Source organism: Cypionkella sp. PAMC25878 (genome assembly GCF_058135695.1).
This window is the reverse complement of the sequence record NZ_CM176871.1, coordinates 2,614,962-2,630,155: the sequence shown is the minus strand read 5'-3', so window position 1 is coordinate 2,630,155 and position 15,194 is coordinate 2,614,962. Positions and strand designations below refer to the sequence as shown.

The following is a 15,194-nucleotide window of genomic DNA, read 5'->3' as shown; positions in this document are numbered from 1 at the left end:
TCTCGGAAAAACCTCCGCCCCGCCATCGTAAAACCGGAAAAACCCACGCCCCCATGTGGTTACGCACCAGACCGCAGCAGCGCCAAGGCCTCGACCGCAATCGAGCGTTCTTCCTCAGCCTCCACGATATGCACGGGAGCATCCCCGGCCCATGCCAAACCGCGCACAATCCGCCCACGCACCATCGCGTCATTCTCGCCAATGCCACCGGTGAAGGCGATGGCATCGAGCCCGCCCATCGCCGCAATCATGCTGCCCGCGTGCCGCACCGCCCAATAGCAGAAATGCTCGACCGCAAACGCCGCCTCTGGCGTGCCCGCCGCGTGCAACGCCCGCATGTCGCTATACCCGCCAAGGCCCAGCAACCCACTCTCGCGGTTCAAAATCTGCCCCGCGCCCGCGATCCCGTGCAGCTCCGCCAGCCGCAACACTGCATTGCCGTCTATGCCGCCCGTCCGCGTGCCCATGGTGATGCCGTCCAGCGGCGAATAGCCCATCGTCGTTGCCACCGACACGCCGCCCCGGATCGCACAAAGCGACGCGCCATTGCCCAGATGCAGCGCCAGCAACCGCTCGGGCAAAGCGCCCAAGCCCTGCAAATGCCGCACCAGACCGCCGTAACTGATGCCGTGAAAGCCATAGCGCCGCAGCCCGCGCGCCCGCTCTGCCACAGGCAGCGCATAAGTCACCGCCACCGCCGGGTTGCTGGCATGAAATGCAGTGTCAAAGCTGACAAACTGCGGCAGATCGGAGGCCAGTGCCTGCAGCGCCCGAATGGCCGTCAGATTGCCAGGGTTGTGCAGCGGGGCCAGCGGCACACAAGCCGCAATCCCCGCAATCACCGCATCTGTCACCCGCATCGGCCGCACCAAAGCCTCACCGCCATGCACCACCCGATGCGCCGCCGCCGTCAGATCACCCAAACCAATGCCCTGCGCTGCCATCGCCTTGAACGCCAGCGCCAAAGCCGCTTGGTGATCAACCGCCGCACAATCCTGATCGACAGTGCCGACTTTCAGCCGTCCCGCCCCGCCAATCTCGGTCACCGACCCCGCCAGAACCTCGCGCAAATCCGCGTCAAACACCGCCAGCTTGACCGAGGATGACCCGGCATTGACCACCAGCAACATCTTACAGCACCGCCTTGATCAGCCCCATCACCGCCAGCCCGCCCAGCAGCAAAATCGCAAAGCGGCGGAAATCCTGCGGATCGGTGTTCAGAAAATGCCGTGATCCCAGCCAGTTGCCCAAGAACGTCAGCGGCAAGGCCGCCAGCGCCGCCCAAAGCGTGTCCCACGTCACCAGCCCATGCCACCAATACAAAGGCCCTGAATAGAGATCGAGCAGCGGGAAAAACGCGATCAATGTGGCGCGAAACGTCGCCGCTTGCATCGGCTGCGCGGCAAAGAAAGCCGCAATCGGCAAGCCGCCCATCCCCGGCGCATTGGCCAGACCCGAGACCACCCCCGCTGCCAGATTGCCCGCCCCCCGCACCTCCGCGCGCAGCCGCCAACCTGCCAGCAACACCCCACACATCACCAGAATATAGACCGAGATCGCCGCCCGCGCCGCTTCCTCGCTGATCCCCGTCAGCGCCCACAAGCCCAGCGGCAGGCCAACCGCTGCCCCCGCCATCATCAGCCAAACCCTGCGCCAATCGACATCGCCGCCGATCCCCCGCGCGGCTTGCAGGCTCATCGCCGTCTCCAGGATCACCACCACCGCCACGAAATGCAGCGGATTGGTGACCACGCCAGAGGCCGCAATCACCATCGCCGAATAGCCAAAGCCGGAATAGCCCCGGATGAAGGCCGCGACCAAAATCGCCACCGCCATCCAGATGCTTGCGCCCAGCCCCAGATCAAACGGCATCAAACAACCTGCTGGCGCATATCAGCCGCATCAATCCCCGCCACCGCCACGGGTTTCTTCATCGCATCGCGGCGGAACGGCTCGCCCAACTCCTGATTGATCATCGCCTCAATTAACGTGGTTTTGCCCGCCTTCTGGTCGATGATCGCTTGCCGCAGTGCCGCCGTCAGCTCGTCCATCGTCCGTGCCACCACACCTTGCAGCCCGCAAGCCTTTGCAATGCCTGCATAAGACACCTGCGTATCCAATTCGGTGCCGACAAAGTTGTCGTCATACCACAAGGTCGAGTTGCGCTTCTCCGCGCCCCATTGATAGTTGCGGAACACCACTTGGGTGATCGCAGGCCACTCGCCCCGGCCAATCGCGGTCAATTCCGTCACCGCAATGCCAAAGGCGCCATCGCCCGAGAACCCGACCACCGGCACATCCGGGCAACCGATTTTCGCCCCCACAACCGCAGGCAGGCCATAACCGCAAGGCCCGAACAGGCCCGGAGCCAGATACTTCCGCCCCGCCTCAAACGTCGGATAGGCATTACCAATCGCGCAGTTATTGCCAATGTCGGAAGAAATAATTGCCTCTTTCGGCAAAGCCGCCTGAATCGCCCGCCACGCCATCCGGGGGCTCATCCACTCTGGCTTATCCGCCCGTGCGCGCTGATTCCATGTGGTGCCCGCGTCGTCTTCCTCATGGTCCATCGAGGACAAAGCCTGCGCCCATGCCGATTTGGTCTGTGCGATCTTGGCTTTACGTTCGCTGCGCGCATGGTCACCGGCGGTAGAGGCCAATCGCGCCAAAACCGCCTCGGCGACCTTTTTCGAGTCGCCGACAATGCCAACAGTCACCTTCTTCGTTAACCCGATCCGATCAGGGTTAATATCGACTTGGATGATCTTGGCCTGTTTAGGCCAATAGTCCAGCGCGTATCCGGGAAGCGTTGAGAACGGGTTCAATCGGGTACCCAAGCAGAATACCACATCCGCAGCAGAAATCAACTCCATTGCCGCCTTGCTGCCATTGTAGCCCAAAGGCCCGGCAAACAGCGGGTGGCTGCCTGGAAATGCATCGTTGTGCTGATAGCCCACACAGACCGGCGCATCCAACCTTTCGGCCAGCGCCATGCTCGCAGGAATTGCCCCGCCCAAAACCACACCAGCCCCATTCAAGATCACCGGAAACTTCGCCGATGACAGCAATTCCGCCGCAGCCGCAATCGCCGCCTCGCCGCCCGAAGGCCGCTCAAATTCGACAATCGCGGGCAGGTCAATGTCGATCACCTGCGTCCAGTAATCGCGCGGCATGTTGATCTGCGCAGGCGCACTCGCCCGCTTGGCATTGATGATCACCCGGTTCAGCACCTCTGCCACCCGGCTCGGATCGCGCACTTCTTCCTGATAGGCGACCATATCGGCGAACAAAGCCATCTGCTCAACCTCTTGGAATCCCCCCATCCCGATCGTCTTATTCGCCGCCTGTGGCGTGACCAACAACAGCGGCGTGTGGTTCCAATAGGCGGTTTTCACCGCCGTGACGAAGTTGGTAATCCCCGGCCCGTTCTGCGCGATCATCATGCTCATCTTGCCGGTCGCACGGGTGTAGCCATCCGCCATCATCCCGCCCGAACCTTCATGTGCGCAGTCCCAGAACGTAATGCCCGCACGCGGAAACAAATCCGAGATCGGCATGAACGCCGAGCCGATGATCCCAAACGCGTGCTCAATGCCATGCATTTGCAGCACTTTGACAAAAGCTTCTTCCGTGGTCATCCGCATCGCGCATCTCCTGAAATTCTGTGGTTAAGCTCGTTCTATCCCTCCGTCCAATCCCGCCTTAGGGCCAGAAGGAAGACCGTGGTAAGTCCAGATAACACGGCGGGCGCAATCTCTTAGCAAATCCTGAAGATGACAGATTAAGCCATTGCCAAACCTAGATTAAAATTCATGTCCACGCGCGGACACTCCCTCACGCCCCCCGGATCGCCCGCCCAATCCGCGCAATCCCCTCCGGGATCTTCGCGGGCGAAATCGAGGAATACCCCAGCCGATAGAAATTCCGCGGCGCCTGCGCGGGGTCAAAAAATGCCCGCCCCGGCTCGATCAACACGCCTTCCGCCCGCAATCCCTCAGCCAACGCTTCCGTATCCACCCCCGCAGGGGCTCGCATCCAAAAACTCGATCCGCCAAAGCCGCCCTGCCCGGCCACCGTCAAGCCATTGTCGCGGATCGCCTCCTCCATCACCTGCCGACGGCGCCGATACGCGTTCCGCATCCGATTGATCAGTGCATCATAATGCCCAAGGCTTAGAAAATACGCCACCGTCCGCTGAATATGCCCCGGCGGATGCCGCAGCATCATCAACCGCAACGCCCGCGCCTCGCGGATAAAACTCGCAGGCCCCACCAGATAGCCCAACCGCATCCCCGGAAACACCGACTTGCTGAACGACCCCGCATAGATCACCCGCCCCTCGCTATCCAAAGACTTTAGCGCGGGCGACACGGGTTTGAGGAAAGACATCTCAAACTCGTAATCGTCCTCCACAATCACAAAATCCTCGCGCGACGCCGCCTCCAACAGCGCCAGCCGCCGCTCCAACGGCATGGTCGCATTGGTCGGGCATTGATGGCTGGCGGTGGTAAACACCACATCCACCCCCGCAGGCAACCGATCCGGCGGCAGCCCATCAGCATCGACATCGACCGAGATCACTTCCGTCCCCGAAGGCTCCAGCACCCCGCGCAGCCCCGAATAGCCCGGATTCTCCACCACCGCCCGCCGCCCAGCGCCGAGCAGAACCGCCGTGGTGATCCACAAAGCATTCTGCGCGCCCATCGTCAGCAACACCTCATCCTCGCGCGCCGCAATCCCGCGTCGCGGCAGGATCGAGCGCAGCAAATGCTCGATCAACAACGGATCATCGCGGTCATACATATCAGAGGTCAGCGCGGCGAAATCCTTCCGTCCCAGCGCCCGCAACGCGCACAAACGCCAGTTCTGATGATCAAACAAACTGGCATCGGCCTGACCATAAATGAACGGAAACGGATAATTCTCCCAATCAAGGGGCCGCTTAACCGTCGCCAACCGCGAAAACCGCCCGCCTGTCATGGCTGCGAAATCCACGCCCTCGGCACGCGGAGCCCGCGCCTGCAACTCCGGCGCGCGCGGGGCATTCTCAGAGATGAAATACCCCGACCGCCCCCGCGCCATCAGATAATCCGCGCTAACCAGTTCCGCATAAGACAACGTCACCGTGATCCGGCTGATGCCCAGATGCTCGGCCAGCCCCCGCGACGACGGCATCTTCTGCCCGGCGCGAAACCGCCCCGACAACACCCCTTCCGTCACCATCTGCCGGATGCGTTGCTGCAACGTACCGCGCGCAGCGGGCGGCAGCACGAAAGCTTCGGCGGGGATCGACATTCTGGCCTCATGGCTGCGGATTTCTGGACTTATAAGTCGCAGTTACGCCCCGCAAGTCAACCACCGCCCCGCTTGAAATCAAACAAGGCAGCCCTTCAATTAACTATGAAAGTTGGAAACTTTCCGCACCCATGCTGTACTATCGTTCAAAGAAGGACTTTCCCTACGATGCAAGATTTTGGTGCGACAGTTGTCGCGATTGCTGTGCTTGGCATTTTGCCGCTCATGCTTTGGGCAGAGGCGCTATGGCGTGGCTCACCGACCATCAAGAAACTCACGTCTGCACTTGTGGTCCTGTGGTTCTTTGCGCTCATCATGATATCGCTGCCGGAACTGCTGTGCGACGGAAGCGTCTTGAATACGTTAAGCACCTGTAACGGACCCTTGGGGCCTGAGATCCTTGTAAGGTTCTTGGTCGTGGCACCTTTGCTCCCACTCATCCTGCTCATTTACGCAGGCTCCGTGCTAGCAAGGGTCCTGCGCAGCCGGGACTAATGATGCCCCGGCTGCAAGGATGTTAATTTAACCAAACACCGTCGTCAGCGCGTTATCAATCGCCCCAGTGATCTGATCAATGTCATCCGGCGTGGCGATCAGCGCAGGCGACAGGCAAAGCGTGTTGTTCAGACCGGGGATCGAGCGGTTGGTCATGCCGATGATCACGCCCTGCGCGTTGCAGGCGGCGACCACAGCGGCGACCTTTTTCTCATCCATCGGTTCTTTGGTGACACGATCCGCCACCAATTCCGCACCGCAGAACAGCCCTTTGCCACGCACATCGCCGATAACTTTGTGCTTTTCCATCAAAGCGTTAAGGTTATCCATCACCCGCGCACCCATCTTCAGGGTGTTGTCGAGCAGCCCCTCATCTTCGATGATCCGCATGTTTTCCAGCGCTGCCGCTGGCCCCGCCGTGCACCCGCCAAAGGTCGAGATATCGCGGAAATACGACATATGATCGCCAGCATCCTTGAACATGTCGAACACCGCTTCGGTGGTCACCGTGCAAGAAATCGCCGCATAGCCCGAGGCCACGCCCTTTGCCATCGTCACGAAATCCGGCTTGATGCCGTAGTGCTGATAGCCAAACCACGTCCCGGTGCGGCCGACGCCACAAACCACTTCATCAATATGCAGCAAGATATTGTATTTCTTGCAGATTTCCTGAACCCGCTCCCAATACCCGGTCGGAGGCGTGATCACACCACCACCTGCGGTCACAGGCTCCAGCACCAGCGCACCAATGGTATCCGCGCCTTCACGCAGAATGACTTCCTCAATCGCATCCGCCGCGCGCTCGCCGTAGTTCTCAACATCCCATTGCTTGCGATACTCCAAGCAGTGCGGCACCATCACGAAGCCATCCGGGTAAGGCCCATACTGCGCCGCCCGCTCCAACTGGCCGCTGGTGGCAAGCGTGCCAATCGTGGTGCCGTGGTAATCCCGCTCGCGGTACAGGATCTTCCACTTCTTGCCGCCGTGATGCTTGTGCGCGATCTGGCGCACCATCTTATAGACCTTCTCATTCGCCTCGGACCCCGAGTTCGAATAATAGACCCGGCTTAGCCCCGGCATCTTCGAAATCAGCCGTTCGGCAAACAAAGCCCCCGGAATAGATCCGCCAACCCCGGCAAAATAGTTCATTTTCAACAAGGTATCGCGCACCGCATTGGCGATGCTTTCACGCCCGTAGCCGACGTTCACTGTCCAGACCGCGCCAGACACCGCGTCGATATATTCCTTGCCGCGCGCATCCCAGACCCGCAGACCCTTGCCCTCAACGATGATCCGAGGGTCAACATCAGGGCTCTCGTAGCCCTTGTGCTGGCTCAGATGGTGCCAGACATGCGCCTTGTCGGCGGCCACCACCGCAGAAATGTCATTGGCGTTTGTATAGCCTTGCATGGCCGAACCTCACTTTGCTAGACCGCCCCGTGCGGTCAGATTTCGCGCCATAATCCGGGATCATCCGGCTTCCTCTTATGTCCAGACCGCAAGGGCCGATAAGGCCAGAGCGGATCTATGCCGTTTCCACATAGCCCCATGCCTTCTTCTCGTTTCCTCCCCCGCCGACAATCGGCTAAACATTGGGCAAAATGGGGGAAATATGGGCCGCTCTGTCATCGTTCACGAAAACTTCCTGCGCCGGGTGGCTGCCCGCGATTTTCCGCCCGGCAATCCTGCCACTGGCCCCCTCACCTCCGAAGATGCCGTGGCCATTTACCGCGCCGCCTGCACCTCCCGCGCGCTGGATCGCACTTCGCGCGAGATGCAGCGTGCAGGCACCGGGTTTTACACCATCGGCTCGTCGGGGCATGAGGGGCTGGCGGCGGTTGCCCTCGCCTTGCGCCCCACCGACATGGCCTTCCTGCACTACCGCGATGCCGCCTTCCAGATCGCCCGCGCGGGGCAAGTGCCGGGCCAAACCATCGCCTATGACATGCTGCTCAGCTTTGCCGCTTCGTCAGATGATCCAATTTCCGGCGGGCGGCACAAGGTTCTGGGCAGCAAATCTTTGAACATTCCCCCGCAAACCTCCACCATCGCCTCGCATTTGCCTAAAGCCGTCGGCGCCGCCTATGCCATTGGCGCTGCCAAGAAAAACCGCCCCGAGCATGCGCAGCTTCCCGATGATGCCATCGTCTATTGCAGCTTCGGCGATGCCTCCGCCAACCATTCCACCGCCCAAGGCGCCTTCAACGCCGCAGGCTGGACCTCCTACCAAAGCCTCCCCCTCCCCCTGCTGTTCGTCTGCGAGGACAACGGCATCGGCATTTCCACCAAAACCCCCACCGGCTGGATCGCCAACAGCTTCAAACACCGCCCCGGCCTGAAGTATTTTCACGCCAATGGCCTTGATATTTACGAGACGTACCGCGTCGCCCAAGAAGCCGCCGCTTACGTCCGCACCCGCCGCAAACCCGCCTTCCTGCACCTGAAAACCATCCGCCTCTACGGCCACGCCGGAGCCGATATGCCCACCACCTATCTGCCGCGCGAGGAGGTCGAGGCCGAGGAAGCCCATGACCCCCTGCTGCATATGGTCCGCCAACTCGACCAAGCAAGCGCCATGCCCGCCGCTCAAGCCCTTGAAATCTATAACGAGACCGCCCAGCGCATCACCCGTATCGCAGCCGAGGCTACCACCCGCCCGCATCTGAAAACCGCTACGGAAGTGATGGCCGCCATCATCCCGCCGCACCGCCCCTGCAAGCCCAGCAACGGCCCCAACCCCGACGCCCGCGCCACGGCTTTCGGAGGCGACCTCAAACAGATGGACGAGCCGCAAATCATGTCGCGCCTGATCAACTGGGCGCTGACCGATCTGATGCTCACCCACCCTGAAATCGTGATGATGGGCGAGGATGTCGGCCGCAAAGGCGGCGTTTACGGCGTGACCCAAAAGCTGACCCAGCGCTTCGGCCCCGCCCGGATGATCGACACCCTGCTGGATGAACAAAGCATCCTTGGCCTTGCCATCGGCATGGCGCAAAACGGCTTCATCCCGTTTCCAGAAATCCAGTTCCTCGCCTATCTGCACAACGCCGAAGACCAGCTTCGGGGTGAGGCCGCCACCCTGCCGTTCTTCTCCAACGGCCAATACAGCAACCCAATGGTGCTGCGCATCGCGGGGCTTGGCTATCAAAAGGGCTTCGGCGGCCATTTCCACAATGACAATTCGGTGGCCGTGCTGCGTGACATCCCCGGCCTGATCCTAGCGGTGCCCTCCAACGGAGCCGATGCCGCCAAAATGCTGCGTGAATGTGCCCGCCTTGCCCGCGAAGAACAGCGCCTCGTCGTCTTCCTCGAACCCATCGCGCTCTATCCAATGCGCGATCTGCACGCCGATAAAGACGGCGCATGGATGCAGCGCTACCCCGCCCCCGACCAGACCATTCCCTTCGGCGAGGTAGGTATCCACGGCGACGGCACCGACCTCGCCATCGTCACCTTCGGCAATGGTAATTACTTGTCACATCAAGCGCTTCTGCAGATCGAGGCCGCTGGCATCAAGACCCGCATCATTGATACCCGCTGGCTTTCCCCCCTCCCCATCGAAGCCCTGCTCGCCGCCACCAAAGGTTGCAAAAACATCCTGATCGTCGATGAAACCCGCCACTCTGGCGGCGTCGCCGAGGCCCTGATGGCGCTGTTCCACGAAGGCCCACCCACCAACCTCGCCCGCCTGACGGCACAAGACAGCTTCATCGCCACCGGCCCCGCCTATGCCGCCACGATGCCCTCCGCCGCCTCGATAACCGCCGCCGCCGTGGAGCTTTGCAAATGAGAACAGCCGTCCTGATCTGCCCCGGCCGTGGCACCTATACCAAGACCGAATTGGGCAGCCTTACCCGCTTCCCCGACGCTAAGCTGCTGGCGCATTTCGACGCCCGCCGCAGCGCCTTGAACCAAGAAACCCTGACCGCGCTCGATAGCGCCGCCACCTACTCGGTGTCAAAACACACCCGAGGCGACAACGCCTCCGCCCTGATCTATGCCTGCACTCTGGGCGATGCGCTTTCCCTAAAAGACATTGAAATCACAGCCGTTACCGGCAATTCCATGGGCTGGTATTCCGCCCTCGCCTGCGCAGGCGCGCTCACCCCCGAGAACGGCTTCGAGGTCGTCAACACCATGGGCACGCTGATGCAGCAAAGCCTGATCGGCGGCCAGATCATCCATCCGTTCCTAACCGAAAACTGGCTCCCGAACCCCGCCCGCAAAGCCGAACTGTTGCGCCTAGCTGCCGAAATCAACACCCGCCCCGACCACACCCTCACCCTCTCCATCGACCTCGGCGGAATGCTCGTCCTCGCAGGCAACGAAGCGGGCTTAAAAGCCTTCGAATCCGCCGTCCCGCCCGAACAATCCCGCTTCCCTATGCGCCTTGCCAACCACGCGGCCTTCCACACCGTCCTGCAAGCGCCAGTCGCCGCGCAAGGCCGCGCCCAACTCCGCGCAGCCCTCTTCCAACAGCCCCAAAAACCGCTGATCGACGGGCGCGGCAGCATCTGGTGGCCCGGCGCCACCAAAACCGACCAACTCCACGCCTACACCCTCGGCCACCAAGTCACCGAACCCTACGATTTCACCGCCGCCATCCGCACCGCCGCCCGCGAATTTGCCCCCGATCTGTTCATCATCGCGGGCCCCGGCACCACTTTGGGCGGCGCGGTCGCGCAAAGCCTGATCCTAGCCAACCACCAACACCTTGTCAGCAAACAAGATTTCCAAACCCGCCAAGCCCAAAACCCTCTCGTCATCTCCATGGGCCTGTCCGAGCAACGCGCGATGGTGACTTAACCCGCGCAAAACTCCCCCTCCGCCTTGATTGTATTTTAACCCGATCCATCGCAAACTCCGGCCATTCAATTCAGGAGATTGCTATGCCGCTATTGCCTTTGATCCTCGCCCCCGTGGCGCTGGTCGTACTTGCCCTCCTGCTGGCAATCCTGTTTCGCCGCGTGGTCAGCACCAATGTCGTGCACATCATCCAACGCGGCCGCGCCACCACGCCCTATGGCACCAACCTCGATGCCGGAAACGTCTATTACGCGTGGCCGTCGTGGATTCCGCGCTTTGGCGTCAATGTGATCCAACTGCCGGTCAGCAACTTCGATCTGACGCTGGAGGATTATGAAGCTTATGACACCGACGCGTGCCGTTCATGGTGCATGTCACCTCGTTTTTCCGCATCGCCGACACCGCGTTAGCCGCGCAGCGCGTTGATTCCATTGCGGCTTTGAAAGAGCAGTTGATGCAGATCGTGCAAGGCGCTGTGCGCAAAGTGCTGGCCTCGGACAAGATCGACGCCATCATGCTGGAACGCTCCAAATTCGGCGCGGCGTTTACCTCTGAAGTGATCGAGCAGCTCAAGCAATGGGGCGTTGAACCCGTCAAGTCTATAGAGTTGATGGATATTCGCGACGCCAGCGGTTCAAAAGTGATCTCGAATATCATGGCGAAGAAAATCTCGCATATCGAGATGGAAAGCCGCCGCGAAGTGGCCGAAAACAAGCGCGCCGCAGAAACTGCTGAGATTGAAGCGCAGCGCGAGATTGACATGCGCAAGCAGGAAGCCGAGCGCGCGGTGGGCGAGAAGACCGCCGAAAAGCAAAAGGCGGTCGGCATCGCGTAGGAACAGGCGCGGCAGGAAATTCTGACCCAAGAAAAGGAAACCCGCGAGCGTCACATGGCCGTCACCCGCGTCGATGAGGTCCGCCGCGCCGAGATTGAGCGCGACAAACAGGTCGTCGCCGCCGAGCAAGACAAGCAAACCACGGTGATCATCGCCGAGGGCAATCTCGCCGCCCAACAGCGCGAAGCCGAGGGTATTCAGGCCTTGGGCGAGGCCCGCGCCGCCGCCGAAAAAGCCATGCAACTCGCCCCGGTTGAGGCGCAAATCGTGCTGGCCAAAGAGATCGGCGAGAATGCCAGCTACCAGCAATATCTGATGACGATCGAGGGCATCAAAGGCTATATTGTCGTCGGTGGCGAACAGGCCCGCGCGCTGCAAAGCGCCGATGTCAAGGTGATCGCCAATACCGGAAATCCCGCTGAGGGGATGAGTTCGGTGATGGATCTGTTTACCTCAAAAGGCGGCACGCATCTGGCCGCGTCGGTCGAGGCTTTCGCGCAAAGCCCGCTGGGCAAGGCGTTTCTGGATAAGGCGATCAAACCCGTTGCCCCGCCCGCCACGCCTATTGTGACGCCCGCCCCAGCAAACGCGCCAGACAGCCCGCCCGATGTCATATCAAACGCCTACAGCTTAACAAATCCTGAACGACACGCCGCAAGTGATTGATTTCACTTGCGGCGCTTTCTGTCCACGCGTGGACACTACCTTGCCGCGATATGCCCCGCCAAATAATCCGCATCATGCCAGACCCCCCAAATGAACGGAGAAGCCCGCCGCGACAGCCAGGGCAGCCCCAGAAAATACAATCCCGGAACCCCTGCCACCCCGCGATCATGCGCAGGCCTGCCCTTTTCATCGAACGCATCCAGCTTCAACCAACCATAATCCAAGCCAAACCCGGTCGCCCAAATGATCGACGAAATCCCCGCCGCCTGCAAATCCAGCGCCAAAATCGGATTGCTCACACAGTCCGGGTCCGGCCCAATCAGCCGCGCCTCCGGCTCCAAAGGCAGATCCAACCCCTCAGTCGCCGCGTAAGCGTCCGCCAGATCCAGCGTCGCGAGATAATTCTCATCGCCCCGCCGAATATTCGCGCCCAGATCGCCGCCCACCTGCAACACCCCGTCGCGATATTCACCAACCCGGCCCAGCAAGGTCATCCCCCCCGCCGCCAATCGCCGGAAATCCACCGTATGCCCGCCCCGCGCCCCCGATACCGCGATCGTGACATGCTCGGTCCCCGGCTCTTTCGCGCGCGCGTCCCACTGCCCCAGCACCCCCAACCACCAGACAAAATCCTTACCCCGGTAGGCGCGCGGCGGGCGGTCATGCGGCCCGACCGACAGATAAACCTTCTTCCCCGCCCGCATCAATTCATCAGCGATCTGCGCGCCCGAAGACCCCGCGCCCACCACCAGCACCGCGCCCTCCGGCAACTGCCCCGGATTGCGGTAGGCGTTGGAATGCATCTGCACGATGCCGGCGCTTTCCGGCACCAAAGTTGGGATCAACGGCTTCTGAAACGGCCCCGTCGCCACCACCACATTGCGAGCCTCAACCCGCCCCGCCGAAGTCTCAGCCACAAACCCCGCGCTCGAAGGCTCAAGCGAAGTCACCTCAACCCCACAACGGATCGGCGCTGCGATCTTCTCGGCCACCGCCTCAAAATACGCCGCAATCTGCTCTTTCGGCGCGAAAGCATCCGGGTCGATCTCGTCAAAGGTCAGGATCGGAAAGCGGTCGTGCCAAGCCGGGCCATTCGCCACCAGCGAATCCCAACGTTCCGTGCGCCACCGTTCGGCAATCCGGTGCCGCTCCAGCACCAGATGCGGCACCCCGCGCTCCCGCAACTGCGCGCTCATCGCAAGCCCGGCCTGCCCGCCGCCAATGATCAGCGTGTCAATATGTTCGGTGGGCATCGCGGCGTCCTTTTGCTGTGGGTGGCCTCATCGGCAGTTCCCCATCCTGTAAGACAGCCACCGCCCAGCGCAAATAAGGATTTCACGCAGCATTGATTAGGCTAGGCCCAAAGCCACGCCGCAGATTGGCTTAAGCCCCGCCTAAGCAAAGCTGAGCAAAACACTGATGGCTCGCACCGTCGCTTTCGGGCAAAGTTCAGCTTCTGACCCCCGAGCACCCTCAGCCGCGAGCACGCCATGAACCAGCATCACAGCCTCCCCCCCGCCGCCGCGTTGCACGCCAATGTCTCGGTGCCGTTCAATCAGGCCCATGCGATGCCAAAATCGCTTTACACCAGCGACGCCTTCCTCGCGCAGGAGCAGAAACACATCTTCGCGCAGGAATGGCTTTGCGCCGGCCGCGCCGAAACCCTTGCCAACCCCGGCGATTACCTGACCATGCAGATCGCAGGCGAGCCGGTGATCGTGCTGCGCGACCGTGACGGTGAAATCCGCGCGATGTCCAACGTCTGCCGCCACCGGATGTCCACGCTGCTGCAAGGCCGTGGCACGACCCGCGCCATCGTCTGCCCCTATCACGCCTGGACCTATAATCTCGACGGCACTCTGCGCGGGGCCGCGGCGATGACGCTGAACGAGGGCTTCTGCAAAGACCAGTTGTCGCTGCCACAGATCCGCTGCCAAGTCTGGCAAGGCTGGATCATGGTCAGCCTGAACCCCGACGCGCCCGATCCCGAAATCGCCCTCGCCGGGGTGCGCGATCTGATCCCCAATCTGGATATGTCCACCTATACCGAGACGTATCAGGAAAGCTTTAACTGGGCGACGAACTGGAAGGTTCTGGCCGAAAATTTCATGGAATCCTACCACCTGCCGATGTGCCACGCGGGCACCATTGGCGGCGCGACAAAGCTGGATGAAATGACCTGCCCCGAAGGCACCGAGGCCTTCAACTATCACTGGATTCTGAAAAACGATTCCGTTCCCCTCGCCCTCGCCCATCCCGCCAACACCACGTTGCAAGGCGATGATCGCCGCAAGACCTGGCTGCTGGCGATTTACCCCTCGCTGCTGATCACCCTCACGCCGGGCTATTTCTGGTATTTGTCGCTAACCCCCGATGGCCCCGGTCGCGTCAACGTGCTGTTCGGCATGGGGATGAGCGCCGATTGGCTGGCCGACCCAGAAGCCCCGGCGCATCTGGCAAAGGTCAAAGCCCTGCTTGATGATGTGAATATCGAGGACAAAGGCTGCACCGAGAAAGTCTATCGCGGCCTGCTGTCCGGCATGGGAACCCCCGGCCCGCTGTCGCATCTCGAGCGGCCAAACTACGAATTCGCGCAATACCTCGCCAGCCGCATCCCAGCCTGACCCGAAAACGCCCCAACCCAGCAGGACAAAATGACCATCACCCGCTACCGTAAATTCAACACCAAAGTCACCTACCCTGAGCAGAACCTCGACAACGACCTCTGCCATCTTGTCGCCACCCGTGGCGGCACCACATTGTATTTCCGCGGCGCCTGCCCGCAGGATCTGGACACCGCCGAGAACCTCGGCAGCCACGATCCCGCCGAGCAGGCCCATAAAGTGATGAGCAATATCAAACAGATGATCGAAGAAGCCGGCGGGCGGATGGAGCATCTGGTCAAACTTGTCGTCTATCTGACCGACGTGCGCCACCGCGAACCCGTCTACCGGGTGATGGGCGAATATATCAAAGGCGTGCATCCGGTCTGCACCGGGCTGACCGTTGTGGCGCTCGCGCGCCCTGATTGGCTGGTTGAGATTGACGCGACCGCTGTGATCCCAGATTAACCTTCCGCCAAGGTTCATCCTCT

The 15,194-nt window shown here is 61.2% G+C and carries 13 protein-coding genes; 7 read left to right on the top strand and 6 right to left on the bottom strand.

Features of this window, described 5'->3' with window-relative positions; genetic code table 11:
• Positions 1-59: 59 nt before the first annotated feature.
• The 5 genes from ACS5RD_RS12750 to tpa form a co-directional block, all read right to left on the bottom strand.
• Positions 60-1,130 carry an acetate/propionate family kinase gene (locus ACS5RD_RS12750; RefSeq protein ID WP_489927739.1) on the bottom strand — a complete coding sequence of 357 codons (1,071 nt, stop codon included), beginning with the start codon at positions 1,128-1,130 and terminating at the stop codon, positions 60-62.
• A gap of 1 nt (position 1,131) precedes the next feature.
• Positions 1,132-1,872: a TSUP family transporter gene (locus ACS5RD_RS12745; RefSeq protein ID WP_489927738.1), complete on the bottom strand. Its 741-nt coding sequence runs from the start codon at positions 1,870-1,872 to the stop codon at positions 1,132-1,134.
• On the bottom strand, positions 1,872-3,644 hold the full coding sequence (xsc, locus tag ACS5RD_RS12740) for a sulfoacetaldehyde acetyltransferase (protein WP_489927737.1): 1,773 nt from the start codon (positions 3,642-3,644) through the stop codon (positions 1,872-1,874). The genes ACS5RD_RS12745 and xsc overlap by 1 nt, the downstream gene beginning before the upstream one ends.
• Positions 3,645-3,834: 190 nt before the next feature.
• Positions 3,835-5,295: a MocR-like pyridoxine biosynthesis transcription factor PdxR gene (pdxR, locus tag ACS5RD_RS12735; RefSeq protein ID WP_489927736.1), complete on the bottom strand. Its 1,461-nt coding sequence runs from the start codon at positions 5,293-5,295 to the stop codon at positions 3,835-3,837.
• Positions 5,296-5,817: 522 nt separating this feature from the next.
• The gene (gene tpa / locus ACS5RD_RS12730) at positions 5,818-7,200 is read right to left on the bottom strand and encodes a hypotaurine--pyruvate aminotransferase Tpa (RefSeq protein WP_054008729.1); all 1,383 of its coding nucleotides are present in this window, start codon (positions 7,198-7,200) and stop codon (positions 5,818-5,820) included.
• A 202-nt stretch (positions 7,201-7,402) separates the two neighbouring features.
• On the opposite strand from tpa, the gene ACS5RD_RS12725 reads away from it, so the two are divergent.
• The 5 genes from ACS5RD_RS12725 to ACS5RD_RS12705 all read left to right on the top strand — a co-directional run bounded on the left by ACS5RD_RS12725 (position 7,403) and on the right by ACS5RD_RS12705 (position 12,100).
• On the top strand, positions 7,403-9,583 hold the full coding sequence (locus ACS5RD_RS12725) for a dehydrogenase E1 component subunit alpha/beta (RefSeq protein ID WP_489927735.1): 2,181 nt from the start codon (positions 7,403-7,405) through the stop codon (positions 9,581-9,583).
• On the top strand, positions 9,580-10,599 hold the full coding sequence (locus tag ACS5RD_RS12720) for an ACP S-malonyltransferase (protein WP_489927734.1): 1,020 nt from the start codon (positions 9,580-9,582) through the stop codon (positions 10,597-10,599). Before ACS5RD_RS12725 ends, ACS5RD_RS12720 begins: the two co-directional genes overlap by 4 nt.
• Positions 10,600-10,682: 83 nt before the next feature.
• Positions 10,683-11,009 carry a hypothetical protein gene (locus ACS5RD_RS12715; protein ID WP_489927733.1) on the top strand — a complete coding sequence of 109 codons (327 nt, stop codon included), beginning with the start codon at positions 10,683-10,685 and terminating at the stop codon, positions 11,007-11,009.
• A complete protein-coding gene (locus tag ACS5RD_RS12710) occupies positions 10,964-11,434 on the top strand; it encodes an SPFH domain-containing protein (RefSeq protein WP_489931373.1) in 471 nt (156 codons plus the stop codon). Before ACS5RD_RS12715 ends, ACS5RD_RS12710 begins: the two co-directional genes overlap by 46 nt.
• A gap of 54 nt (positions 11,435-11,488) precedes the next feature.
• Positions 11,489-12,100 carry a hypothetical protein gene (locus tag ACS5RD_RS12705; RefSeq protein WP_489927732.1) on the top strand — a complete coding sequence of 204 codons (612 nt, stop codon included), beginning with the start codon at positions 11,489-11,491 and terminating at the stop codon, positions 12,098-12,100.
• Between the two features lie 35 nt (positions 12,101-12,135).
• On the opposite strand, the gene ACS5RD_RS12700 is transcribed toward ACS5RD_RS12705, so the two are convergent.
• A complete protein-coding gene (locus ACS5RD_RS12700) occupies positions 12,136-13,353 on the bottom strand; it encodes a flavin-containing monooxygenase (protein ID WP_489927731.1) in 1,218 nt (405 codons plus the stop codon).
• A gap of 237 nt (positions 13,354-13,590) precedes the next feature.
• On the opposite strand from ACS5RD_RS12700, the gene ACS5RD_RS12695 reads away from it, so the two are divergent.
• Together ACS5RD_RS12695 and ACS5RD_RS12690 are read left to right on the top strand one after the other, a co-directional pair.
• Positions 13,591-14,724, top strand: a complete 1,134-nt coding sequence (locus tag ACS5RD_RS12695) for an aromatic ring-hydroxylating oxygenase subunit alpha (protein ID WP_489927730.1) — start codon at positions 13,591-13,593, stop codon at positions 14,722-14,724.
• A 30-nt stretch (positions 14,725-14,754) separates the two neighbouring features.
• Positions 14,755-15,171: a RidA family protein gene (locus ACS5RD_RS12690; RefSeq protein WP_054008724.1), complete on the top strand. Its 417-nt coding sequence runs from the start codon at positions 14,755-14,757 to the stop codon at positions 15,169-15,171.
• The last annotated feature ends 23 nt before the right edge of the window (positions 15,172-15,194 follow it).